This window comes from Paenibacillus sp. JNUCC 34, assembly GCF_058269055.1.
Map to the genome: position 1 here is coordinate 2169303 of NZ_CM177770.1, position 24970 is coordinate 2194272.

General features: G+C 45.9%; 21 protein-coding genes. 20 read left to right on the plus strand and 1 reads right to left on the minus strand.

The features are described from left to right. Positions 1–41 precede the first annotated feature (41 nt). From essC to AC2TF5_RS10330, 17 genes are all read left to right on the plus strand, one after another. The gene (gene essC / locus AC2TF5_RS10250; protein ID WP_491302055.1) at positions 42–4034 is read left to right on the plus strand and encodes a type VII secretion protein EssC; all 3993 of its coding nucleotides are present in this window, start codon (positions 42–44) and stop codon (positions 4032–4034) included. Positions 4035–4050: 16 nt separating this feature from the next. Then, a complete protein-coding gene (locus AC2TF5_RS10255) occupies positions 4051–4857 on the plus strand; it encodes a hypothetical protein (RefSeq protein ID WP_491302056.1) in 807 nt (268 codons plus the stop codon). A 27-nt stretch (positions 4858–4884) separates the two neighbouring features. After that, positions 4885–5397 carry a WXG100 family type VII secretion target gene (locus tag AC2TF5_RS10260; protein WP_491302057.1) on the plus strand — a complete coding sequence of 171 codons (513 nt, stop codon included), beginning with the start codon at positions 4885–4887 and terminating at the stop codon, positions 5395–5397. Between the two features lie 147 nt (positions 5398–5544). Further along, complete coding sequence (locus AC2TF5_RS10265) at positions 5545–5820, plus strand: WXG100 family type VII secretion target (protein ID WP_208919036.1); 276 nt, start codon at positions 5545–5547, stop codon at positions 5818–5820. Positions 5821–5971: 151 nt separating this feature from the next. Next, positions 5972–8098, plus strand: coding sequence for a hypothetical protein (locus tag AC2TF5_RS10270; protein ID WP_491302058.1), 2127 nt, complete (start codon positions 5972–5974; stop codon positions 8096–8098). Positions 8099–8124: 26 nt separating this feature from the next. Then, positions 8125–8877 (plus strand): vWA domain-containing protein, encoded by a 753-nt coding sequence (locus AC2TF5_RS10275; RefSeq protein WP_491302059.1) that lies wholly within the window; start codon positions 8125–8127, stop codon positions 8875–8877. Positions 8878–8981: 104 nt separating this feature from the next. Then, positions 8982–9719: a hypothetical protein gene (locus AC2TF5_RS10280; RefSeq protein ID WP_491302060.1), complete on the plus strand. Its 738-nt coding sequence runs from the start codon at positions 8982–8984 to the stop codon at positions 9717–9719. Between the two features lie 111 nt (positions 9720–9830). Then, positions 9831–10631, plus strand: a complete 801-nt coding sequence (locus AC2TF5_RS10285) for an SDR family oxidoreductase (RefSeq protein ID WP_491302858.1) — start codon at positions 9831–9833, stop codon at positions 10629–10631. Between the two features lie 280 nt (positions 10632–10911). Continuing rightward, positions 10912–11307, plus strand: a complete 396-nt coding sequence (locus AC2TF5_RS10290) for a DnaJ family domain-containing protein (RefSeq protein WP_491302061.1) — start codon at positions 10912–10914, stop codon at positions 11305–11307. 26 nt (positions 11308–11333) lie between these two features. Continuing rightward, positions 11334–13844 (plus strand): ATP-dependent helicase HrpB, encoded by a 2511-nt coding sequence (gene hrpB, locus AC2TF5_RS10295; protein ID WP_491302062.1) that lies wholly within the window; start codon positions 11334–11336, stop codon positions 13842–13844. Positions 13845–13886: 42 nt separating this feature from the next. After that, positions 13887–14147, plus strand: a complete 261-nt coding sequence (locus AC2TF5_RS10300) for an NUDIX domain-containing protein (RefSeq protein WP_491302063.1) — start codon at positions 13887–13889, stop codon at positions 14145–14147. Between the two features lie 163 nt (positions 14148–14310). Further along, on the plus strand, positions 14311–15495 hold the full coding sequence (locus AC2TF5_RS10305) for an acyltransferase (RefSeq protein WP_491302064.1): 1185 nt from the start codon (positions 14311–14313) through the stop codon (positions 15493–15495). Positions 15496–15786: 291 nt separating this feature from the next. Further along, positions 15787–16146, plus strand: a complete 360-nt coding sequence (locus tag AC2TF5_RS10310) for a replication termination protein (protein WP_491302065.1) — start codon at positions 15787–15789, stop codon at positions 16144–16146. A 24-nt stretch (positions 16147–16170) separates the two neighbouring features. Then, complete coding sequence (locus tag AC2TF5_RS10315) at positions 16171–17181, plus strand: Gfo/Idh/MocA family protein (protein WP_491302066.1); 1011 nt, start codon at positions 16171–16173, stop codon at positions 17179–17181. A 179-nt stretch (positions 17182–17360) separates the two neighbouring features. After that, positions 17361–18632, plus strand: a complete 1272-nt coding sequence (locus AC2TF5_RS10320) for an MFS transporter (RefSeq protein WP_491302067.1) — start codon at positions 17361–17363, stop codon at positions 18630–18632. Between the two features lie 77 nt (positions 18633–18709). After that, positions 18710–19276, plus strand: a complete 567-nt coding sequence (locus tag AC2TF5_RS10325) for an ArsR/SmtB family transcription factor (protein WP_491302068.1) — start codon at positions 18710–18712, stop codon at positions 19274–19276. A gap of 214 nt (positions 19277–19490) precedes the next feature. Beyond that, positions 19491–19868 (plus strand): DivIVA domain-containing protein, encoded by a 378-nt coding sequence (locus tag AC2TF5_RS10330; protein ID WP_491302069.1) that lies wholly within the window; start codon positions 19491–19493, stop codon positions 19866–19868. Positions 19869–19949: 81 nt separating this feature from the next. On the opposite strand, the gene AC2TF5_RS10335 is transcribed toward AC2TF5_RS10330, so the two are convergent. Next, complete coding sequence (locus tag AC2TF5_RS10335; RefSeq protein ID WP_491302070.1) at positions 19950–20540, minus strand: cupin domain-containing protein; 591 nt, start codon at positions 20538–20540, stop codon at positions 19950–19952. A 253-nt stretch (positions 20541–20793) separates the two neighbouring features. Here AC2TF5_RS10335 and AC2TF5_RS10340 point away from each other — a divergent pair, with 253 nt between their 5' ends. The 3 genes from AC2TF5_RS10340 (at position 20794) to AC2TF5_RS10350 (ending at position 24645) form a co-directional block, all read left to right on the plus strand. Then, entirely contained in the window at positions 20794–23112 is a 2319-nt protein-coding gene (locus AC2TF5_RS10340; protein ID WP_491302071.1) for a CHASE3 domain-containing protein, read from the plus strand. Positions 23113–23260: 148 nt separating this feature from the next. Next, positions 23261–24148 (plus strand): PRD domain-containing protein, encoded by an 888-nt coding sequence (locus tag AC2TF5_RS10345; RefSeq protein ID WP_491302072.1) that lies wholly within the window; start codon positions 23261–23263, stop codon positions 24146–24148. Beyond that, the gene (locus AC2TF5_RS10350) at positions 24148–24645 is read left to right on the plus strand and encodes a PTS sugar transporter subunit IIA (protein WP_491302073.1); all 498 of its coding nucleotides are present in this window, start codon (positions 24148–24150) and stop codon (positions 24643–24645) included. Before AC2TF5_RS10345 ends, AC2TF5_RS10350 begins: the two co-directional genes overlap by 1 nt. Positions 24646–24970 lie beyond the last annotated feature (325 nt).

Sequence of the window (24970 nt, forward strand, 5' to 3'; positions counted from 1 at the left end):
AGTGAATTTTACATGATGCTCTGGATAAAGGGGAGGAAACGATGAACGTCTTATATCAGCGTTCGCCACGAATTAAACCGGCTTTGCAACAAGAAGAGATGGAGATACTTAGACCTCCTTCAGAGCCCAACAAGCCATCTTTCTCAATTATTTCCCTCATTATACCTATTGTAATGACGGCGGTAACGATTGGCTTTTACGTCTACATGAATATGAGCGGGAAAATGGGACGCAGTCCTTATATGATGTTTCAGCTGTTATCCATATTTATGATGCTGACATCTTATACTTTGCCTTTCTTTATGTATTTGGGCAACAAGAAAACATACCAGAAGAAGCTGGCTGAACGAAACCTCAAATATCGCACACAGCTGGACCTTCACCGTGAAGAGTTGAAGGAAGCACAGCAAAACCAAGTAGAAATTATGTTCGAGATTCACGGGGACCCTGACGTGTGCTTTCAAATCGCTAAGAACAGAAGCAGTAGTCTGTGGGAAAGATCCCCCGAGGATGTCGATTTTCTTGAGGTCCGAGTTGGCAAGGGAACTGTTCCCTTTCACATACAAGTTCGAGCTCCGAGAGCAGACGGATACGAGAAAGATCCGCTGATTGAAGCTGCACAGGAGCTTGCCGGTGATTTTCAAACGGTTGATGAAGCCTCTATCACACTGCCTTTGTTCCAATCCAAAGTCATCGGTGTGGTTGGTGGAAGAGAGAACGTATTGAATACACTGCGTGTAATGATGGCGCAAATTGCGGTACGCCATTCTCCGGATGAAGTGAAAGTGGCTGCTTTTTATGAAGAGAAGGAGGCCCATGACTGGGATTGGCTTCGCTGGCTCCCGCACACTTGGGATGATGATCGCTCATCGAGGTATTTGGCTGATCGTCGAAGCAGTTCACATCAACTCGCAGACGAAATCTTCATGCAGCTGTACCGGCGTAGAAACAACCGTTCTGAACATGGCAACAAATCAATCGAAATACCGGCATATATCGTTATTTTATCCAGTAGTTCATTAATAGAGGAAGAGCCGCTTTTACCAATGCTGCTTGAAGACGGTGAAGCGGTAGATGCTGTAACGATCATCTTATCGGACCGCAAAGAAAACCTTCCGATGCATTGTCAACTGATTGTAGAGGTTGAGCGGGAGCAGGCGAATTACACGATCAAGAAGGACGGTATGGCTTCACAACAGTCGTTTAAAACTGACGGAATGAGACGTGAACAAATGGAGATCCTTGCTCGTTACATGGCGCCTATTCGCTTAAAACGGTCATCAGCCTCCGACATTCCTTCGGTACTGACGTTGTTTGAAATGATGGATATTCAGAAAATGTCAGAGCTCGATGTGAAACGTCGCTGGCAGAACAACCGTTATCCGGATACACTGCCTGTACCTATGGGGGTTCGAGCGGGGAACAAAAAGATAAACCTGAATTTACATGATAAAATTGAGCGACAAGGTCACGGACCACACGGACTGATAGCCGGTACGACCGGCTCAGGTAAAAGTGAAGTCATTCAGTCTATTGTAGCCTCACTTGCTGCCGAGTTCCATCCGCATGATCTTGCATTCATGCTTATCGATTATAAAGGTGGAGGGATGTCCAACACATTCCTGCATTTGCCTCATGTTGTGGGTACGATTACAAACTTGGACAACAATCTGATTGAACGTGCTAAGATTTCCTTAAAGGCTGAACTGGTCCGAAGGCAGAAAATACTGAACGATGCTGGCAATCTACAGCATATCGATGAATATTACAAGCTTCTTCGCAGCAGACATGGAGAGCCACTCCCACATCTGGTTATCATTATTGACGAGTTCGCACAACTCAAAAAAGATCAGCCGGAGTTTATGGATGAACTGATTAGTATCGCCGCCATTGGCAGAACTCTTGGGGTTCATCTTATTCTGGCTACACAAAAGCCGGCTGGTGTAGTTGATGACAAGATATGGAGCAACTCACGATTCCGAATCTGCTTGCGGGTTCAAAGTGAAGGCGATAGCCGGGATATGCTGAAAATTCCGAATGCGGCATGGATCAATAAGCCGGGACGCGGATATTTCCAGGTTGGCAGTGATGAAGTTTTTGAAGAAATGCAGTTTGCCTGGAGCGGAGCTCCATATGTAGAAGAACAAGATAATGAAGGTATGATCGTTATTCGTGAAGTGCGTCTGAACGGAAAGACGGAACCGATGCTGGCTCCAGTCAGCGCGTCCGGTGTTCACCATGATGAGGTTCCGAAGCAGCTACAGGTCTTTATTGACCGACTGGCGGATATAGCACAGGAAGAAGGAATCGAGAGACTACAGGGACCATGGCTTCCGCCTTTACCTGAAAGCTTGGACCTAGATGAGGTACTGTCTGCTTCCGATGGTTATTCCGTGTCGGCGTACGGAGATATTACGCTTACTGCACAAGTAGGAATGGTCGATGATCTTCCAAACCAATGTCAAAGGCCACTCAAGTTAAATATGGAGCAGGGCCATTGGGCGGTGTACGGCATGCCAGGGTTGGGAAAAACGACCTTTGTTCAGACCCTTCTAATGTCACTGGCTAGGAAATATTCCCCTGATCAATGGCATGGGTATATTATAGATATGGGACGAATGATGCGGGACTTCTCTGGATTGCCGCAAGTGGGCGGCATTATGACAGCTGAAGAGGAGGATCGGATTAAACGTTTATTCCGATTCCTGACCAAAACAGCAGCGAAGCGGAAGGACCTGATTGCAGATGCGGGTGTGAAGACAATTTCGGCTTACCGCCGCGCTATGTCACTTCATGTCCCTCAACTGGTGATTGTCATCGACGGTTATCTTAATTTTCGCAATACGTATCCGGATGAAAATGATATGCTAGAGTATCTACTCCGCGAAGGTGGCAGTTTAGGCATAACTTTTGTAATTACTGCTAACCGGATTTCTGATATGTTTGAAAAAGTACGGAGCAATATATCACAAGCAGTTTCGTTTGAACTTGCAGATCCTGCGGATTATTACTATGCTGTAGGTCGCCCGTCCCGAGTACCAAGCCAGCTTCCATCGGGAAGAGGTCTTGTCAAAGGGCAGGTACCGCCTTTGGAGTTTCAGACGGCACTACCTGCAACAGGTAAAGATGAAGGAGAACGTTCAGCCGAGCTTCGCGTTCTGATTGCCCGTCTGAAGAGCTCCTGGAACGGAGAGATTGCCCCATCTATTGATCCGTTGCCAGAGAAGGTCGGACTTTCGGAGCTTCTGAAAATGGATCAGCCTTACGAACAGATAGCCTGTACGGCCAAGTACCAGGTTCCTGTAGGGCTGTCGACGGATGACCTGTCTCCGTTTTTGGTCAATCTGCAGGAAGGACCACACTTTGTTGTGGCCAGCCCCATGGAAGGTGGAAAAACCTCATTTTTGCTCAGTTGGATGCTTTCACTCGCGTATCATGCCTCGCCCGAGGAACTTGAAATATATACAGTAGACACCCGGTATGGCAGCAGTGGTCTCAGTCGACTTAATCATCTGCCTCATGTCAGAGGTCATGCTGAGAATGAAGAGGACCTGGGCCCGCTTATAGCCGGACTATACGAGAAAGTACAGAGCCGGACGAAAGAGGGGGACGATCCAGTCATATTGCTTATGATTGATGATGCGGATGTAATGAGCAAGCAATTAAACGATTTTACGATAAAAGATCAATTGTCTTCGATTGTAAGACTGGGCAGGGACCGCAAAGTACATGTTGTGCTTTCCGGCGTTCCGGCTGACTTTCCGACGTACGGTGTGGATTGGTTCACCGACGTCAAAGCGTCACAATCCGGATTTTTGTTCGGGACTCTCGATTCGAACGATTTGTCGTTCTTTAGAATCCCTTTTTCGGAATCTACGAATAGTCCTGGAGGACTAAAAATATTACCATCGGGTCAAGGGTACTACGTTAAACGAAAATTTTCCAGAGTTAAAGGCGCAGTTCCGTTTGATGAGGTGTGGAACGCCCAAAAATGGGTCACAGAAATTCGTGACCGATGGCATGTTGTAGTTTGAGGGGAGGTGGCTCATAATGTTGACGATTCATGCTTCCAAACAGGAGACCGTAACGCTGAATGCTAAGGAGTTTTTTTTCTTGGCCGGTATTCTCGGTTCAGATCGTCTGCTCGGGGTCGAAGATCCCTTCAGCGGGTATTTAACTGAGGAAATTGCTGATGAGTGGGAAGCGTCGAAAAATTCGCTTCTCGAAAAGCGCTATTTAATACGTGAGGAAAGCGGAGAACTGTCAATTCCGCCTGATGTGTTTTCCCGTGTGGCGATAGCGGGGCTGGCTGAGCGTGCCTGTTGGTTGAGATATGAGAACAGAGGTAAGTCGTTTGAAGGATATTTGCACGTAACCGGCGAACAGGTTATACAAGTTTGCAAGTGTGATGAAAACGATCGATGTTATATGTTAAGTGAACTTGGCTCGATTGAAGATACATGTAATAAGTTGGTAGAAGAGTTGGCTCTCAGTGATCAGTCTCTGGGAGAAATACCGGCTCTGCTGCTTAGCCGCAAGGAATTTGCGGATATTTACACCTGTGCTTCCGATATGAACTGTGATGAGATCAGTGACAGGTTAGCCAGATTAACGGGCGATACTGAAGGTTCGATTGCACTGGCAAAATGTTTGAAAAACCGGGTTTCTTCGGGGGAGCTTCAGCTGTCAATATGGAACGGGCATAACTGGGAGAGTCAAAATGCAGCGTTTGTTGTGAATGAGTCCATGAACTGGCTGCTGCGTATGAGTCTTCAGGGCGATCAGGATTGGCTGACCGCAGCACCTGCAACAAAGGAGCAATTTCATCATATGCTCCTCATGTGGCTGAAACAGTAACGGAACCCGTATGAAAGGTGAGGACCTATGCGTATATCTGTCGAACCGGAGTTGCTCCGGACATTAAGTCGTCAGCTTCAGCAATCCGGCGAACAGTATGTTGCCATAACTAATCAACTTCATCAGGCAATTAGTTCGCTTGTCTGGGAAACTTCAATGAAAGCGGCGGTTATTGATGAGTGGCAGTCTGCCCAGAGGCTTGGAGAGAATTTGGGAGCTCTTTTGGCACAAATGGGCAAGCATTTGCAAATGAAAGCCGATCAGTTTCAGGAAGCTGATCATCAATATCAGAGTATTCTCGAGCATGCCAATATAGGTGAGGTTTCACCTACTTCTTTGTTTGCGGCTTTCAAGCAAGAAGGAGGAAACTCCATTTTGCCGGAGTCAGGTACTTCCGGTTCCGTTATTTCCAATCCTAGCTCGGCTGCTGCCGCAGTGGGGATGAATAGCAGTGATGGCGGCGATTCTGCCAAACAGGCTGCTTTAAATGGCCAGGGATGGACTTTTACCGATCCTTCTAATATGAGTATTGCAAATTAATACGCTAGATTATCGAGGGAACGAGTTTCATTACTGGGTCATTGGGGGTAATTGGAATTTAGGTCTGAGGACATTTTGTAAATCTTACCAACATAGGATAAGATGACAATTGTTAATCGGAACCGAAATTTCAAAGGAGGTACATACATGGCAGGACGCATTTTAATTACACCGGAGCAAGTTGAACAAGTAGCAAACCAATTTAAGCAAAGCGGTGAACAGAGTCAGCAAATCGTTAACAGTCTGACTCAATCCGTAAACGGTATGGAAGGTCAATGGGACGGTATGACGAAGCAGCGCTTCTTCCAGGAGTTCCAGGAAGCCAGCCGTTTGATGAACTCTTTTGTACAGACGCTCGATAGCATCAGCACAGAGCTGAAGGCGATCGCTCAAAAATTCCGCATGGCGGACGAATCTCGTTAATATTCAATTGGGTTTTATTGGTATATAATAAGTTCATAAACCAGAAAACCGGGTGTTCAAGCTGACTCCCGGTTTTCTTGCAATCCCAGAGAATTTATCTGATAGGAGTTAGTACTATTAAATTTTGAACTAAGAAGAGAGGGGGATCTTCATGACTTTTCAGCCGAATCCGGGCGATGAAATCATCATAAACGGAGCGGCCTATACGGTGGGACAGCATCCTGCCGCCCCAGGATTGGCCTATGCTCAAGCTGGAAGGCAGGGCATCGTATATCAACTGCTGCCCATTAACGGAGAATTGCACAAGGCAAAAGCCCTAAAAGTGTTCTTTCCAAAATTCAGAATTCCAGCAATGGTGTATCAATCGGAACATATGGCTAATTACCGGGAAGTTCCCGGTTTGAAAGTGTGCAGTCGCGATGTGCTCACTCCCGAAAGAAACGGAGACTTGATTGCAGATTACCCGGACCTGCTGTACGCCGTAGTGATGCCATGGATTCATGGGGTTACGTGGTTCGATGTAATCAGTGACCAGCGTACGCTCGGACGAGGCGAAAGCCTTATGTTGGCAAAAGCGCTGGCTGCCATTGGCTCAAGCATGGAGCAGCGCGGTCTGGCACATTGTGACCTGTCTGCGCCAAACGTCATGCTTCCGTTTTTTTCAGAAGTGAAGCTGCCAGAAGGCTCGGCAGCCGTTGAACTTGTGGATGTTGAGCAGATTTATAGTCCCAAGATGGACCGGCCTGATGTGCTGCTTGCAGGATCGCCTGGCTATGCTGCACACCGAACGGTGCACAGCGGATTATGGAGTGCATATGCGGACCGCTTTGCAGGTGCCGTTATTATCGCTGAAATGTTAGGATGGAGCGATCAAGCCATTGTAGCTAAGGCATGGGGTGAAAGTTATTTTGACCAGCATGAGATGCAGACTCCATGCGAGCGGTACTTTCTACTTAAGAAATCATTAGGACAGCGCTGGGGGCTTGGGATTTCAGATCTATTCAACCGTGCTTGGGATAGCCAGGACTTGAGCAGCTGTCCAACCTTCGGAGAATGGTTGGTTGCACTCTCAACGTTGTCTGAGGAAGAAGCTGCTGATGAAATTGTGGAGGACTCGACCGCTGCAGCACTTTCTGCTGCTGGATCGGAGGGAGCAGAGTCCCCTAAACCGATCGCCAGCCCAGAGCCTGATAGTGAAATGTTAGGCATTATTCCCGGTAATCGGGAAGTAAATGACAATGTGGTAGGCCGGCTGTTCCATCAAGCACGTGATCTGGAGAGTGCAGGAAATCTGTTAGGAGCGCTTGAAATATTCCGATCAGCGTATCACTTTGTCAAGAAAGACAGTCCGCTTGAGGTGGAATTGGCAGCTGCTATTCAGGGGCTTGAACAACAATTATATCCGCCCGATCCAGGGAAACAGGGCTGGCAGGCGCTTATCAGCTCCAAAAAGTTTATGATTTCTTCGGCAGTCGCTGTTGCTATTCTTGCGGGATCCGCTTTTACCGTGAACAGTATTTTGGCAGCTAAAGCGGAAAGTCGTCAGCAGGAGGAAGCGCGATTGGCTGCAGCCAAGGAAGCCCAGCTGGCGGAAGACGCCCGCAAGCAGCAGGAAGCGGAAGAGAAGAAAGCTGAGGAAAAGAAAGCCGAAGAGGCTCGCCTCAAAGAAGAAGCCAAGCAGAAAGAGGAACGTAAAAAGGTAGAGGCAGCTGCCCTGGCAGCTGAAAAAGCTAAGAAGGAAAAACTTGCTGCTGACAAAGCGGAACTCGAAGAGAAGTATGAAAAGCAAGCGAAGTATGAAGCGTATTTAGCGCAAGTTGAGGAGAACAAAAAGAAGAAACTTCTCCAGGAAAAATACGATAAGCAAGCGAAGTATGAAGCACATCTGGCAGAACTTGAGGAGAAGAAGAAGGCAGCCGCTGATGCAGCAGCTAAGGCAGCAGCAGACAAGGCTGCTAAGGTAGCGGCAGACAAGGCAGCTGCAGCTGCCAAAAAAGAAGAAGCACGCAAAGAGCAGGCAAAAATTAAAGCGGCAAAGGCAGAGCAATTAAAAAAGCAGCGTGCTCAAAATGTTGTTGAGCTTCTCGCTATATATAACCAAGCCTATAATGCCCAGGTCGCGGGAAACAAGGACAGAGTCAAAGACTTTGCACACGATTTTGTTAGCATTTATCAAAAAGATGCGGCTTATTACAACACGGTAGGCAAAATGAGAGCTCGTTTAAATAACATTAATAACTTTCTTAACGACAGCAGTTATTGGATGCCGAAACTATGACATAACGGAATGCAGGGGTGTTATACTTGAATTACACGATACAAGCATCGCAGCGCACACCAGCGCTCATTATATACTTAATTGATATTAGTGCTTCGATGAATATGCTAATGGAAGGACGTAGACGGATTGACGTCGTCTATGAAGCTCTGTCTTTGGCTATCCGGCAGATGGTGTTCCGTTCCACGAAGGGCAATCGTCTTACCCCCCGTTACCGGATAGCCATACTCGCGTATAGTGATGATGTATACGATTTGTTGAACGGGATTAAAGGAATTGATGAGATTGCAGCCATCGGTTCACTGCCGGATCTGACGCCGATACGTTTTTCAGATTCGGCAAAGGCATTCCTTCAAGCCGAGAGAATATTGCAGGCAGAAATACCGAATATGCAGGATTGTCCGGCACCGCTGGTATGTCATATGACGGACGGTGTTGCCACAGGTGAAGACCCTGAACCTATCGCCCGGCGGATTATGAGTATGAGTGTACCTGACGGAAATGTGCTCGTTGAGAATATTTTTATCTCTGATCACCTGATGAGCCAGCCGGTGAGTGAACCGAGACGCTGGAAGGGAATACTCCCGGACTCAACGCTGGAGGATGAGCACGCCCGTAAATTAAAAATGATGACATCGGTGCTGCCTGAAAGTTATCGAGAGATGTTGGTGGAAGCTGATTATCAGTTAAGCCCCGGTGCACTAATGATGCTTCCGGGGACGTGTGCTGAATTGGTCTCCATCGGTTTCCAGATGTCAGCGGCGACCCCGGTCAGGTAGAGCCTATGAAATGTTCCAGTGCGTGTGAAGAGCAGAGAACAGGTGGCCGCATAAAATCACGAGATTCGTATTTCTATGAGTGCAAGCAGTCGGGAGAACAGCCTGTGTCAAGCATCGAGCAGGATTTTACATGCAGGTATGCTTACGGCCGGGCGGCAGAAACCGTCATGCTCTCAGAGAAAGGCCAGGATTATGTGGCATTTGCTATAGATGGTGGAGTGTGCAGCTTTGTTCTGTGCGACGGTGTTGGATTGAGCTACAGGGGGGATTTTGCATCCCGGTTCCTGGGCCGTGGTCTGCTAGCGTGGCTCCGAAAGGGCAGTGAACTTTCACAGCATCACCTTGAACGTGAACTGCAAGAACTTGCAACAACCTCTTCTCAAGAGTCTGACCGTTTCGAGGTGAAAGACAACACGCCCCAGCTGCTGAAGGAGGTACTGCAAGAGAAACAGCGTCTCGGCAGTGAAGCGATGTATATATGCGGACGAATTGAGCAGCCTGGCCGCTTTCAACGAAAAGGGAAGTTGTGGCTCGCTTGGCAAGGGGATTCTCGGTTGCGGTTGTTTAACGAGCATATGGAGATGTCATCCTGTTTCGGAGACAACTTCCGAACAGCAGAGCGCTGGTCTACGCGTAGTGGACCGATCGGTGGCAAACCGCATGTATATGAATGCAGATTAGATGATCTTACAGGATACCGATTATTAATGTATAGTGATGGATTAATCGATCTGGATCCGCTATGTGAATGGGTGCCGGATGATCAAGTGCAGGTATTAATGAATGCACTCCACACGGGCGGACTTGAGGATGATGCTTCATTTCTCGAAATCGTGTGGTAAAAGTAGTGGCATGATCCAAAAAAATTATCCAATTTTGATTATAAACATCCGCCTTTTGGGTAATCTTGTGACAGATGAGTTCACATTGTTACGGAAAAGGAGATGGGTATGATGAGTAATGGAAATGTTCGATTTCAAGGGAAAACGGCAATCGTTACGGGGGCAGGCTCCGGCATTGGCAAAGCGGCAGCTGTAAAACTCGCAACGGAAGGCGCAAACGTCGCATTGTTTGATTTGTTGGATGATCGTACGAATGAAGTGGAGCAGGAGTTGAATGCGATCCGTGAGGGCTGTGCACGTTCTTTTGATGTGGATACGTCGAATCCGGAACGTGTAGAAAAAGCTGTCCTCGAATCCGTAGAAATATTTGGTGGCATCGACATCGTGTTCGCAAATGCGGGAATAAACGGAGTCCTGGCACCTATCGAAGAGATGAAGCTGGAGGACTGGGAGAAGACGCTGAACATCAATCTGAACGGCACCTTTTTGACCGTCAAGTACGCACTTCCTCACTTGAAAAAAAGAGGTCAAGGCAGCATTATTATTACAAGCTCCGTCAATGGTACACGAGTGTTTACAGGCTTTGGTATGATAGCCTACAGCACGACGAAGGCCGGTCAAGTCGCCTTTGCTAAAATGGCAGCATTGGAACTTGCTCAGTTTAAGATTCGCGTGAACGTCATTTGTCCCGGTGCTATTTCGACCAATATTGATCAAAGCACAAAAAAACAAGGGGATCTCGATAAGATTGTCATTCCGATTGAGTATCCGAAAGGCGGTCAGCCCCTTGCAAAAGGACCGGGCAAACCGGAGGAGGTTGCTGATCTGGTAGCGTTCCTTGCCTCAGATGAATCCCGGCATATTACAGGCTCTCAAATCTTCATCGATGGTGCGGAATCACTTCTCCACTGAAGAGGGTGAACCGACCGTTCAATCGGAGGTTATAAACTTCACTTTTACAAAAAGAAACTGCTGCCACAGCGGTTTCTTTTTTTTTGTCTTCGTAAATTATTGGAGGAAACGTTGTTATCTCTCCAACCAGAGCAAATATTTGAACCTGGCAAAGTCATTGCCTACTCCAATTTCGCTATTCGTTGTTGTTCCTGAAGAAAAGCTTGGCATTATCGGCTTATTTCTTTTGATACCGTAATCATTTATGATAGAAATAAAAATGATTGAGGAGGCTTCAACCATGAGTATGTTTTCCCGGTTGGCAGAACAAAAGATTGAGGAAGCCGTCCGAAAAGGTGAATTAGATAATTCGGCATATGCAGGCAAGCCGCTACCCGTAGATGATCTGTCGCATATTCCAGAGGATCTTCGGATGTCCTACCGTATGTTGAAAAATGCCGGATTCGTGCCGGAGGAGGTCAGTTTGCGCAAGGAATGTGTCAGACTATTTGACCTCATGAACGCATGCAGCAGTGAAGGGGATAAGGAGCAGCACAAAAAGCTGTTCAATGAGAAGAGCCTGCGATTGCAAATGCTGATGGAGAAGCGAGGATTGGGGACAAGTGGAGCTTTTCTGCAGTATGAATCACAGATAAAAGATCGGCTGACTAATGAAGTTACCGGCACTGATCACTAGTAAATCCAAATGACAGGAATAGATGTATGAACATAAATGAGCTTCCTATTCAACAAGTATTACCGATGCTAAAAGAGACGTTTCGAGAACAGGATTCAGCTGTTCTGATCGCCGAGCCGGGAGCGGGGAAAACGACCCAAACACCGCTTGCGTTCCTGGATGAACCATGGCTGGAGGGGAAAAAGATTATTATGCTGGAACCCCGAAGGCTCGCAGCCCGCTCAGCCGCTTCATATATGGCGTCATCCCTCGGTGAACCGGTCGGAAAAACCGTCGGGTATCGTGTACGCATGGACAGCCGGGTAAGCGCGGAGACGAAGATTGAGGTCGTTACCGAAGGTATCCTTACCCGGATGCTGCAAAGTGATCCGGAGCTGTCAGGCATCGGAATGATTATTTTTGATGAGTTTCACGAAAGAAGTATTCACGCTGATACAGGACTGGCATTAGCACTGGAGACTCAATCTGTGCTTCGCAATGATTTAAAGCTGCTTGTCATGTCGGCTACATTGGAAGCTGAACCGGTCGCAGATCTTCTTGGTGATGCACCGGTAATTCGATGTGCCGGAAGAACCTACCCCGTCGAGACCATATATGCGCCTGCACCTTCATCACAATCGTTGGAACAGGGGGTTGCGGCTGTTATTTGTCGTGCGCTTACCGAAGGCGAAGGAGATGTACTGGTCTTTTTACCGGGGGTGCGTGAAATTCGTCGTACGGCTCAAGAACTCGAAAGTGCGGGATTACCTCGAAATATCATCATACGTGAGCTATATGGCCAGTTGTCTTCAGACAAGCAGGACGAAGCGATACGGCAGGACAGTAGTGGGTGCCGGAGGATTGTGCTGTCAACTTCCATAGCTGAGAGTAGTTTGACATTGGAAGGCATCCGTATCGTTGTGGACAGCGGATTCATGCGAACGGAAGTATTCTCGCCAAGAACAGGCCTCCCACAGCTGATTACCCGCCGGGTGTCGAAGGCGTCAGCCGATCAACGCCGTGGGCGGGCGGGTAGACTTGCGCCTGGGAGATGTTACCGGGTATGGAGTGAGGTGGAGCACATGCATCTGTCCGAAACGAACACCCCGGATATCCGGCAATCCGATCTGGCACCGTTGGCCCTTGAACTGGCTGCGTGGGGAGTAAGAGAGCCGGAGGAGCTATCATGGCTGGATACACCACCTTCTGCCGTTTTTCAGCAGGGACGGGAATTGTTGCAGCAGCTGGGAGCATTGGATGCTGGTGGATCAGTCACATCCCATGGTTGCAAGATGGCTGAGCTAGGAATGCATCCTAGACTCTCTCATATGCTCCTGATGGCCAAAGAGTTTGGGCATGGTGCATTGGCCTGCAGGCTTGCGGTACTTCTACAAGAGAGGGACATCATCAGCAGCAGCGAAGCTGCCGCTGATTGTGATGTGAGGACGAGAGTCGAACGGCTGTTGTTAATGGAACAGGGTCATATAACAGCACATGGTGGAATGGACGTCAAAGAAGGAACCAGGAAGCGTTTGATCCAGGAGATCCGTCATTTGTCTCAACAGCTTCATCTGAATAGAGAGAGCAAGCTGGACGTTACTATGTGTGGACTGCTGCTTTCCTTTGCCTACCCCGACCGGATTGCTAAAAATCGCGGAGGTGGCAGCTTTTTGCTTTGCAGTGGACGGGGTGCCGTATTGAAGTCGGTACAGCATTTAAGCAGGGCGGAATATATTGTTGCAGCTACGGTGGATGACAAAGGGGCGGAGGGCAGTATTCAATTGGCTGCATGGTTAGATTCGGAAGTTATCAGTCGTTATCATGGTGATAACATGGTTGATATGAAAGAAGTAGTATGGGACTCATCGGCAGGCGCTGTTCGTGCACGGATAAAGAGAACACTCGGAGCCATTATGGTTAAAGAGCAGGTTTACGCTCAGCCTACGGATGAAGAGATTTCAGCAGCGGTACTGGAAGGCATCCGCAAAGAAGGTCTGTCGCTTCTTTCATGGAACAAACAGGCGGTCCAGATGAGACAACGTATGTCATTTATGAAACGTCATCACTCCGATTGGCCGGACGTTTCGGAAGAAGCGCTGATGAACACCCTTGAGGAATGGCTGGTACCATACTTAGAAGGTGCCCGTAGCCGCCATACGCTGCAGCGGCTGCAGATAGCAGTGCTTCTTGAGAATCTTTTGACCTGGGAGCAGCGACAGCAGCTTCACAAGGAGGCACCGACACATATCAAAGTGCCGAGCGGCTCCTCCATACCTGTAGACTATCAGGATCCATTGAACCCCTTCTTAGCTGTTCGGCTTCAAGAAATGTTTGGTTTGCCGGAAACGCCGCGTATTGCGGGCGGAAGAGTTCCGTTAACCATCCACCTGCTGTCTCCGGCCCAAAGGCCAGTTCAGGTGACCTCAGACTTGTCCAGCTTCTGGAGCAGCGGTTATTTTGAAGTGAAAAAAGATCTGAAAGGGCGTTATCCGAAGCATTACTGGCCCGATGACCCCCTTCAGGCGATACCTACAAACCGGACGCGAGCGAAGATGTAGTATGACGATGATAATAAATTCTGCTTGTATGGAGGATTTTAAATGGAAAATGAACATCCAAAACACACTGTTTCCGTTTCTGCTTTAGTGATGAATGAAAAAGGTAATGTTCTATTGCTTAAGACTCACTGGCGTTCCGATACGTGGGAAATGCCAGGGGGAAATGTTGAAGTAGGAGAAGCTTTAGATAAAGCAGTATCTCGTACGCTTGATGCAATGAAAGCTGAGTGTTTTGTTCCATATGAAACATGGGAGGTAAGTCCAGAGTATAACTTAATGTCTAGGTTGTACAACGAAACTTGAATATGTTGATCCCATGAATTGGTCCGGTTCCTGCCAGGAACCGGACTTTTTACTGTAAGTGGCAAAATGGAAGCTCTGGAATAAATGATGTATGTCGTTACTGCCTTTCTTTCATTTATAATGGGATGACAGTTAAATAGGATCGGAGAGAGAGAGAGAAGGAATGCGGAAAGAGAGAATACTGGAAATTGAACGTCTTCGAGGAATGGCGTTCCTGGCTGTCATTATGCAGCACTCAATTGCCCATTATTCGGTGGCTGAAGGGATGACAGAGCCTGACGGCATTTTGATGGCTATACTGCTTATGGCTACCAAATTTGCCGTTCCTGTATTCATTTTTATTACAGGAATGGTTCTATTTTATAATGACTCGGGACAACTTCAATATAGTAACTTCGTCAAAAGACGTATTAGTGATATTTATATACCGTTTGCCATCTGGACCATCATTCATGTTGCGATTAATGGGAGACTCCATCTAGATTCTGTGGAGGGATGGACTGAACTGGGGAGTGTGCTCATTACAGGAAAGGCAAGTTCACATCTGTGGTATATTATCATGCTGTTTCAATTTTATCTTCTCTACCCGGTGTTCCGTTCAATAATACGCGGTATATCCAGCCGGTTAAAACACCGTGTCAATGTGACGCTTTTAGTTGCAGCCGGTGTACTGTTTATTGTTATGACAGCTTACATCCCTGATATTGGTCGCATTATGGGCGGACTTCATATTCCGGTATGGAGTGAATTATTTACGACCTATGCCGACCGAAACGCACTGAATTTCTCGTTCTATTTTATTCTGGGAGCTGCTGCCGGAATGAATCCGGAGATGTGGTCTAAGTGGATTCATCGGGCAAGACCTGTGTATTGGACCATATTTGTGTTCATGTTCGGTTTTCATCTGATGTTAGGAATAAATGAGATCCGTCTGGCGGATGGAGCGCGGATTACGTTCTACTCGCTGTCACTCTTAAGACCATGGATGGCGTTGTTCCTTATCAGTTCTATTCTGGCGATGTATGATCTCGCAGGATGGATATGCCGGAGGGCCGGTAGATCTGTTAACGCTGCATTATCCAGTCTGGGTCTCTACTCTTTCGGTGCTTACCTTATGCATTTACTGACACTGCGCATCAGTTATTTGCTGGATGAGAGTCTTATGGTTTCAACGTCATCTTTAATCCGGATCATCTCCTCGTGGATCATTAGCGTAGCGTTGGCTTATATGGGCGCGCGGTTGTTCGCGCTGATACCATTTGGTAAATGGTTGGCAGGAGTACCAGGCGGAAGAGGCCGGAAGCAGGCGGTAGCCAAACGAGAATTAAACACATCGGTGAAAATGTAATCAACTAATTGAGCAACGCACAAAACGAAGCAACAAAACCGCCCGCCTTTTAGGCGGTTTTTTCTTATGAATACCTAAATATTATATAATTTCAACATATGAAAAATTCACAATAATAAACCATTCGATCATAATACTTAGATACTATCAGCTCAAATCCATACTTATTCCCTATCTACATACACCAACCTGTTAATAAGGAGGAGGCTTCACCTGTTGTGCAAAATGGGAAACGGTGGCTTATAATGGTATATAAAGCGAATTCAAACTTTCAAGGGAGGAGGCGGCAGGATGGCTTTTATGATCGCTCAAAGGGCATTTATTAAAGTTTATCTTATTACGATGGTTGAGCAGCAGCGGGGGTATGGGTATCAGATGTTGGAAGAAATGCGGCAAGAATTTAAAAAATACGGTTATTCGCCGCCACAGAGCGAGATTTACCGGGCGCTTCATGAGCTGGTACAGGAGGGCGTTTTTTACCGGACGAAGCAATTGAAGGGCAATGACCCGAGAGTCGACTTCCAGGAAATCGTACTTTATCATTTTACCGATGATGGTGCCGAAAAAGCCAAGCTTTACAAGAAACAAGTAAAAAGTGATCTTGATCGTTGTTTAGGTATACTTAACAAAGCGGTAATAGATAATTATTAAGGAGACCAAAGGAGGGATCACTTCATGGGTAGTAAACTGCGCTTTGGTATTATGAGTACAGCAAAAATCGCTAGAAATTCTACGATACCTGGCATACTAAAATCAGAACGCTGTGAAGTAGCCGCCATTGCTAGCCGAAATAAGGAAAAAGCTGCTGAAGTTGCCGAACGGTTTGACATTCCGACCTATTATGGATCCTATGAAGAATTGCTGGGTGATCCTGAAATTGATGTAGTCTATATACCGCTGCCTAATCATTTGCACAAGCCTTGGTCGATCAAAGCGATGAAGGCTGGTAAGCATGTATTATGTGAGAAGCCTGCTGCTCTTAATGAAGTGGATGTGCGTCAAATGGTTGATGCTGCACGGGAGCATAAGGTTGTTTTTGCCGAGGCGTTTATGTACCGTTATCATCCTAAGCATGCGCGCGTTCGAGAACTCATCGATCGTGGCGAGATTGGGGAAATCCGCGGTATACATGGCAGCTTTACCTTCAACAATGCGGCGGACAAGAACAATGTAAGGTACAGCAGAGAAATGGGTGGAGGTTCGATTTATGATGTGGGTTGTTACCCAATCTCAGCGGCTCGAATGATATATGGGATGGAGCCAAAGGCAATTACCATACATGCATCTTATTCCGAAGATCATGATGGAGTCGATATGATGGCACATGGGCTGCTGGAGTTCGATCATGGCCTTGGGTTGACCTTTGAATGCGGTATGTGGACTTACTCACGATGCTGTTTGGAGATTTCCGGGACTGAAGGAAGAATCGAATTGCCATCAGCATTCGGGTGGGAGCGAATGGAAGATCAGGCTCAAATATTAATACACACGGCTAAAGGAACCCGAGAAGAGAAGCTTGGAGCACATAATCATTTTGCACTTCAGGCCGATGCGGTGGCTGCGGCAGTACTAGATGGCGTTCCCCTTCCGTATAGTTCAGAGGATGCCATTTATAACATGAGGGTGATTGATGCTTGTCGTGAATCTGCCCGCACATCAGCACGAATTGTAATAGGACAACCTTGATCGTACATCAAGCTTTATTAATTTAGGACCTTAGGTAAGTCTTGTAAAATAAACCGCCAAAAAATTTTATGGCGGTTTATTTTTTTTGCCTATTGCAATGTGAAGAAAAATCGTTAAAATAAAATTAACGTTAAAATAATTTTAACGTTATAAATATTTTATTGAAGAGGAGAACTAACATGCAAAACGCAGCCGTCATTGAAAAACAAGGATTACGGCAGTTGATCAAGATCAGACCTTATATGATGTATATGTTGTCACAAATCATATCCAGATTTGGGGATTCGGTTGATTCCATCGCTTACAGTTGGATGGTATATACAATAACAGGGTCAGAGCTGTTAATGGGATCGCTATTTGCTTTTAATTATCTGCCTGGCTTGATCTTTAGTTTGTTCACAGGTGTATTCGTGGATCGATGGTCGAAAAAACTAGTTCTCATCGTCACGTATACCGGTCGAGGTATCATTGTAACGCTGACAGCCTTTATGTACGCAACGGATCAGATCCAGGTATGGCATTTATTTCTGTTTACATTCATGAACTCAACACTGGAATGCTTCTCGCGGCCTGCTGAAGTGTCACTTGTTCCCAGACTCCTTCCGAAAGAAAAACTGTTAGCAGGTAATTCTTTTTCCTCTTCTGTCAGCAAGACCTTTGAACTCATCGGTATTTCAATTGCTGGAGCTCTTATTGCTATCATTGGTATCGCCGGTACGATCGCCATTGACGCACTGACGTTTATCTTGTCTGCTGTCATTATCTGTTTTATCCCAAATCCGGAGGCAGATGAAAAACGTGTATCAGATCAAGAAACTTCACAACCGCCACAATCGAAAAGTGTGCTCAGGGACATGAAAGATGCACTGTCCTTCATGCGAAAACACTCCCTTCTGCTAACAACGACTTTTCTAGCTGCGTTTATTAACTTTTGCTTAACCCCCCTTAACGTACTGCAGCCAATATATGTACGGGAAACGTTGGGTAGTGGAGCCGGAGGAATGAGTGTGCTGGGGACCGCTCTTCTGTTAGGGATGATTGCCGGCGGAATTTGGATGGGTAATTACGGGAGTAAATTTAGAAAAAGCACGTTGATTCTGACGGGTACATTACTGCTTGGTACTGGATATGCGTTAATGAGTCTGCCCGCAGTCCTGCCATTCTTCCAGATGGAGGTGGCCTCGGTAAGCTACCTCATGACAGGTTTTGCAGTTACATTGTCGAGTACTCCTGTTTCTACTTATTTAATGGAAGTAACGCCACGGGAGATGCTCGGGCGTATTGGATCACTGCTTGCTGTGATGTGCACAGCTGCAATGCCTCTTGGCAGTTTCCTTACTGGATTGGCAGCCAAACATAGTTCTCCACAGATGCTCTATCTGGTTATGGGCCTGCTAGTAATCATTCCGATATTTTTCCTTTATGGCAAGAAAAGCTTCCGTGCCATTTAGCAGAACTTTGTATTTTGTTCCTATCCGGCCTATAATGGAATAATATACGTTGAATCGTGAAACCGAGGTGTTCGGATGTGGAAACGAAAGTTCTAACTACGCTGGAAGAAATTAAGATTTATTCGGATCCCTACCGGCTGCAAATATTAAATGCTTTTTATAAATTGAACCGGGCAGCAACTGTGAAGGAAGTAGCTGATGAGCTGGGGGAAGTGCCTGCTAAAGTTCATTATCATGTGAAAAAACTGGAGAAAATCGGGTTGGTGCAAATCGTATCGACCAAAGAGATCAATGGCATTGTGGCCAAATACTATTTGCCTTTCTCAGGGACGATTGAAATCAAGCGGAAAGACACCAATAACGAACCTTCGGCCCAAGAAATGATGAGGTCTGAAACTTATAAGCTTTTGTCAGAGTTGTATGAACAAAATAAAGAGCGTTTTTTCAAACAGGTCAAAAGCACGGATAAACCCACCTTTGCGAGTATGACCAATAATACGCTCTATATGTCAGATGAAGAGGCACGTTATTTTTTTCAAGAAGTTACGCAAATGTGTGAGAAATACAAAGATAAGAAAAAAGGCGAAGAATACCGGGCTTATGAATTCTTTGCAACCAATATCCGTAAGGATTCGGATTCATGAAAAGCCGGTACCGATGATTTATCGGTCCGGTTCTTTTCATCTCAGATATAGGAATCTCTCAAATTCGTTAATGGATTACAAGGTATTCAAATGATTTTGGAACTTTCTCCAAAAAAGCGTCAAACGGTTTTAATAACGACCTTGAATATGATATAAAAAAGAAAGGAGAACGACCAGAATTAGGTGATGTACCAATATTTGGAGGTATACGACGATGGATGAACACATGAAACGCCGATTGGATAAACAAAAGAAGCTTTTCCGACAGCTGGGCATTCAACTGGACGCTTTGTCTATCCATGAAAAAGATTTTTCGAATAAATTGCGAGGGTATGATGCGGAAGAAGTTGATTCGTTCCTGGACGATGTTATAAAGGACTATGAACGCTTCTACGCTACGATCTCCGATCTGATGGATAAGTGGCAGGAACAGCAGATTATCATCCGTGATCTGAAAGCAGGAGTACGGCCTGAACCGGAACGCCCCGTTATTGATCCGACTGCGGTTGAAGAAGTTGTCGTTAGGCTGGAAGCAGATCTTGCATTACTCAAGAAAAGAATTCGTCCGGAACAGCAATTTTACATCGATTAAATTAAATTTTATAAGTTTTCGTGAAGACTTACATAAAAACCACGATTCGCCCATTGCGGTGAATCGTGGTTTTATTATTCCTCACGACTTGATGGTGAGGAGGGGCGGGGAAGGAACAGCTGCTTTTTTTGAGTCTTTTTTATTCCATTCTCGGTTCGTGCAAGGTTGTTCAGGAGCTTTTTCGTGAAGTATACCTAGGTTGAACACAGGTTGTACAGGTAAGTCATTCATTTTATGTTCTTCCTTATTGTTCGTGCTCCATGCAACTAAAGCTTCGATGCTGTGGGGCTCGTTCGTGCTATAAATAGAGAGTAGACGGGCATCATCACTGAGTGACGTCATGTCATGATACCATCCAGCAGGTATATAAACAGCACAGCCGGGAACAAGCACGAACGTTTGATGGCTTTCAGACAGTGGCTCAACAACTGTTACAGAGAACTCTCCGTTTATGACATAACAGAGTTCATTGGAATCTGGATGCCAATGGGGGGAGATCCGTTGTCCGCGATTCAATACCAGGTCGGTCATTGACAGGGAACTCATTAAAGGAATCATGGATGAAGTCAGATCCGATTGTGATCCAGTGGTGGTTGTTCGGGTGTGCTGTAATAAATTCCATACGATTCTGTGATTGAAACTGTTAGCACGGCTCAATGATGAATAAACCATATCAGACAACCGCCTTTCCGTTATATTTCAGACAGTTTGTCTTATTCTATGCAGGAATGCCTAGTAATCTGCTTCAGAAGCTACAATTCTTTATCCCACGAATTCTGACGAGTTCTGTCCTGAAATTGTGTGTGATGGCCTACGACAAAAGTCACGAAGAGGGACAGGGACCACGTTTTACCTTGTAAACCATTTTCATTACAATTACTATATTGTATAAGAAAGAATTCGAAGTAACAGGGAGGTTAGCAGTTTGCCTAACAGCCTGAAAATAAAAATCCGTACTAAGATTATTTTTGGATATGTGCTTGTTCTATTGTGTCTTGGTGTGTTTCTGTGGGCTGTTTCCGATCGTCTGACTTCTCTCCAGCAGGAAGCTGATTTCATTGAACAACATGATATTGAAGTTAACAGTCTTACCCATGAAATCGAAAAAAACATGCTTGAACTGGAGACCGGACAGCGTGGTTTTGTCATTACCGGAGACCCTGTGTATCTGGAGCCATTCGAAATGGCCTTGTCGACATGGGAGATGAATTATAACAAGTTACATCAGTTAATCGCAGATAATGAGACTCAATTGACCAACCTGTCTAACATTAAGGATAACATTAATAAATGGATTGAGGTTGCTGGTCAGCCAGCGGTTCGAATTAAGCAGGCAGGGCAGGATGAAGAAGCACTGCAATTTTTTATTGATGATCCCGGCCAGCAGGCGATGAATATGATCCGAATCCAGTTCACCGAGTTTCGTGATGCAGAAAGACAGCTGACCTTGCGGCGTATCGATGAAATGAAGAATAGCAATACCAATCTGCTGATCAGTATGTATTCACTCTGGGCAGCAGTAGCGTTAGCTACAATTCTTGCAGCGATTGTTATATCCAAGAGCATTGTTAGGCCTATTCGCCAGGTAACCGAGATGATCTCAAGTATAGCGGACGGAGTTGCCGATGGTGGCAATCTTAGCCGGAGAATCAAGGTGAACACCCGTGATGAAGTACTCGATCTGGCTGAGAATACGAATAAGCTATTGACTAATGTTAGTCGTCAAGCTTGGATTAAAGATCAGGTTACCGTCATGTCTACACTACTGCAAAGCGCAGACGGGTTGGATACATTATCGCGATTCTTTATTCATAAAGCTGCCGGAGTGATGAGCGTCCCATACGCAGCACTTTTTATTAACCGAAATGATACTGAGCTGGTTAAAGCCGCAGCCTTTGCTGATCCGGACGGTGAACCGTGGGACAAGGTACGTGATCGTTTTTCCCCGGGAGAGGGACTCGTTGGTCAGTGCATGATTGAGAAGCGGATCATTCAGTTTGACGATATTCCGCCGAACTATGTGCGTATTGAGTCCGGTCTGGGAGATGCAGAGCCCTCCAGTTTAGTAGTTGCACCTGTTATGTTTGAGGGCAGAGTGCTCAGCGTGATCGAACTGGCGATGTTCAAACCTATGGATGATGAAAAGAGACAGCTTCTGGAGCAGCTCCTTCAGGTGCTCGGTGTTGCACTGAATTCCATGTTGAATAAAATGGAAATTCAGCAGCTGTACCGTGAATCCCAGGCTTTGAATGAAGAGCTGCAGGTCCAGTCGGAAGAATTGCAGGCACAGACAGAAGAGCTTCAGGCGCAGACGGAGGAACTTCAAATGCATGCGTCCGAATCACAAGTGTTGAATGAACGACTGGAAGCGCAAAAAGATGCTGCAGAACAAACTGCGAAGGAATTGGAAAAATACGCTGAGCAGGTAGAGCAAAGTTCGACGTATAAATCCCAGTTTCTGGCCAACATGTCACATGAGCTTCGTACGCCGCTCAACAGTATGCTAATTTTGTCCGAGATCCTATCAGAGAACAAACAGGGGCATTTGACGGAGGAAGAACAAGACTATGCATCTGTTATTCATAAATCAGGCAGCGAACTGCTGAATTTGATCAATGATATTTTGGATCTGTCGAAGGTTGAGGCAGGAAAAATGGTGATCGAAGTGGATTTGGTCAATCTGACGGAGCTTCCAGAAATCATGCGAGGATATTTTGACAAGTCAGCGGAAAGTAAACATCTTAACTTTGAGATCGAAATGGATTCAACTGTTCCTGACATCATATACAGTGACGGGATGAGACTGCATCAGATATTACGTAATCTGCTGTCAAACGCTATTAAATTTACCGATGAAGGTACAGTTAAGCTGACTATTGGTAAAGTGGATTCCATGAATACAGGCGATTATTGTTCAGAGAAAGAGATGATTTCTTTTACGGTCGAGGATACAGGGATTGGCATATCAGAGGAGAATCTGAAACCGATCTTTGAAGCATTTCGTCAGGGAGATGGGGCTACAGCACGCAAATTTGGAGGTACAGGTCTGGGCTTGTCTATATCCCTGCAGCTTGCGAGATTATTGGGCGGTCATATCTCAGTTGAGAGCAAGGAAGGAATAGGCAGCAAGTTTACTCTTTATCTTCCTGCGAATACCGAAGGAGATCATAACAGCACGTTTAACATGAATAGGCTTGCTGAACGACGACAAGTTGACGCTGTATTTGATATGCATTATGATTGATTTATATTATCCACATTGAAGTGGCGTGTTACCGTTTGCGGGCATGAGCCAAGGAAAGCCTTTTTTCTTAAGGCCTTTTCTTGGCTTTTCTATTTTAGTGAATCCTTCTGCCTAAATCGGTTTAAGCTTATAAGAAAGGGGGATGCGAATGAGCGGGACGGAAACGTTTAAGGTCATCCGGGTTATCGGTAATAATGTCGTAATGGTTCAGGGCGGCAAAAAAGAACTCGAATATGTGATACTTGGCAAAGGGATCGGTTTCGGGACCAAAGCGGGTGGTACGATAACTTCGGATGATCCCCGCATCGAGAAGCTGTTTAAGTTGGAGGATCGGGAGCAGTGGAGTCAGTACCATCATCTGCTGGAGGATTTTGATCCTCAGGTGCTCGAAATTACAGATCAAATCTTGAACAGCATTACTACAGAATTTCCGGGAAAACTGAATGACAAAGTGTATCTTGCGTTACCCAGTCATATTCAGTTTACGATCTACCGCATCCGGAAAGGGATGGATATCATCAATCCGTTTCTGGAAGAGACAAAAATCAGCTTTCCGAGAGAATATGAAATAGCCTCGAAGGCCGCAGAAATGATCGGCCGGGCTTTTAACATAGAGGTACCGGAGGACGAGGTGGGCTTCTTAACGTATCATGTGTATTCAGCTATAAGCCATGTTCCCGTCGGTCAGCTTGTCAAAGCTTCCAATATGGTGGGACGCCTCGTGAATATTATTGAGCATGAACGCGGGATTGAATTTAAGAACGGTAGTATGGACCATGTCCGGCTACTTATGCATCTGCGGTTCTCCGTTGACCGGATACTAAACCAGTCGATCAATGTAGACAACCCGTTTGCGGATCAGATCAAAACTAAATTTACTAGTGAATACGAGCTGGCGAAACGTCTTGCCGAAGTCATGGAAAACGATCTAGGCAGACTTATTCCGGAAGCTGAAGTATGCTTCTTGGCCATGCACCTGTACCGGTTGTTTAGTGGACGCACACAACAAAGCAGCCAAGCTAAGGAGGAATTTTAATGTTTGAACGTTGGAAAAAGAAAACTGTGAATAAAGTCGAGGTTAAAGCCCCTCTTACAGGCCAAGCTGTACCTCTGTCACAAGTACCAGATGAAGCATTTGCCGCAGGACATATGGGCAAAGGTATCGCAATTGAACCATCGGAAGGACGTCTGGTTGCTCCTTTTGACGGCACAGTTGCGCATGTCATCAAAACCAAGCATGCCGTTATGCTTGAGGAGAAGGCTACAGGACTGCAGTATCTGTTCCATATTGGAATTAATACAGTAGGATTGAAGGGTGAAGGATATACGAGTCATGTCAGTGTTGGGGATTCGGTTAAAGCCGGTCAGACTTTGATCGAGTTTGACATTGACACCATTAAGGCTGCAGGATATCCGATTGTAACGCCGGTGATTGTTACGAATGCCGATGAGTTGGCTTCTGATGTTGAAGGACATACAGGAAGTGTGATTGCCGGATCAGATTCTGTGCTTAGCATCACCCTTAATTCTTAATTTGTTTTTTTGTTGTTGACAATCTTGATGTACTGAATTAAGATATCAACATCAGATGAATACGTTTTAAGGCGTGTTACCATGAATTTGGGCATGAGCCAAGAAGATAGTATGACTACTTTAAGTAGTCATCGTTCTTCTTGGCTTTTTTTGTGGACTGCCGGGGTTATGACAGCTAGAGACATGCCGCCTTGAAATGTTAAATAAACTTCCCATATCAAGGAGGGGGTATTTTTAGACAGGTTTGTGTAACCGCTATAATGGATAAAAAAGGTTATTCACCCGGTGCATTATGTAAACGTTTTCAGTTATATGCTAAATTATT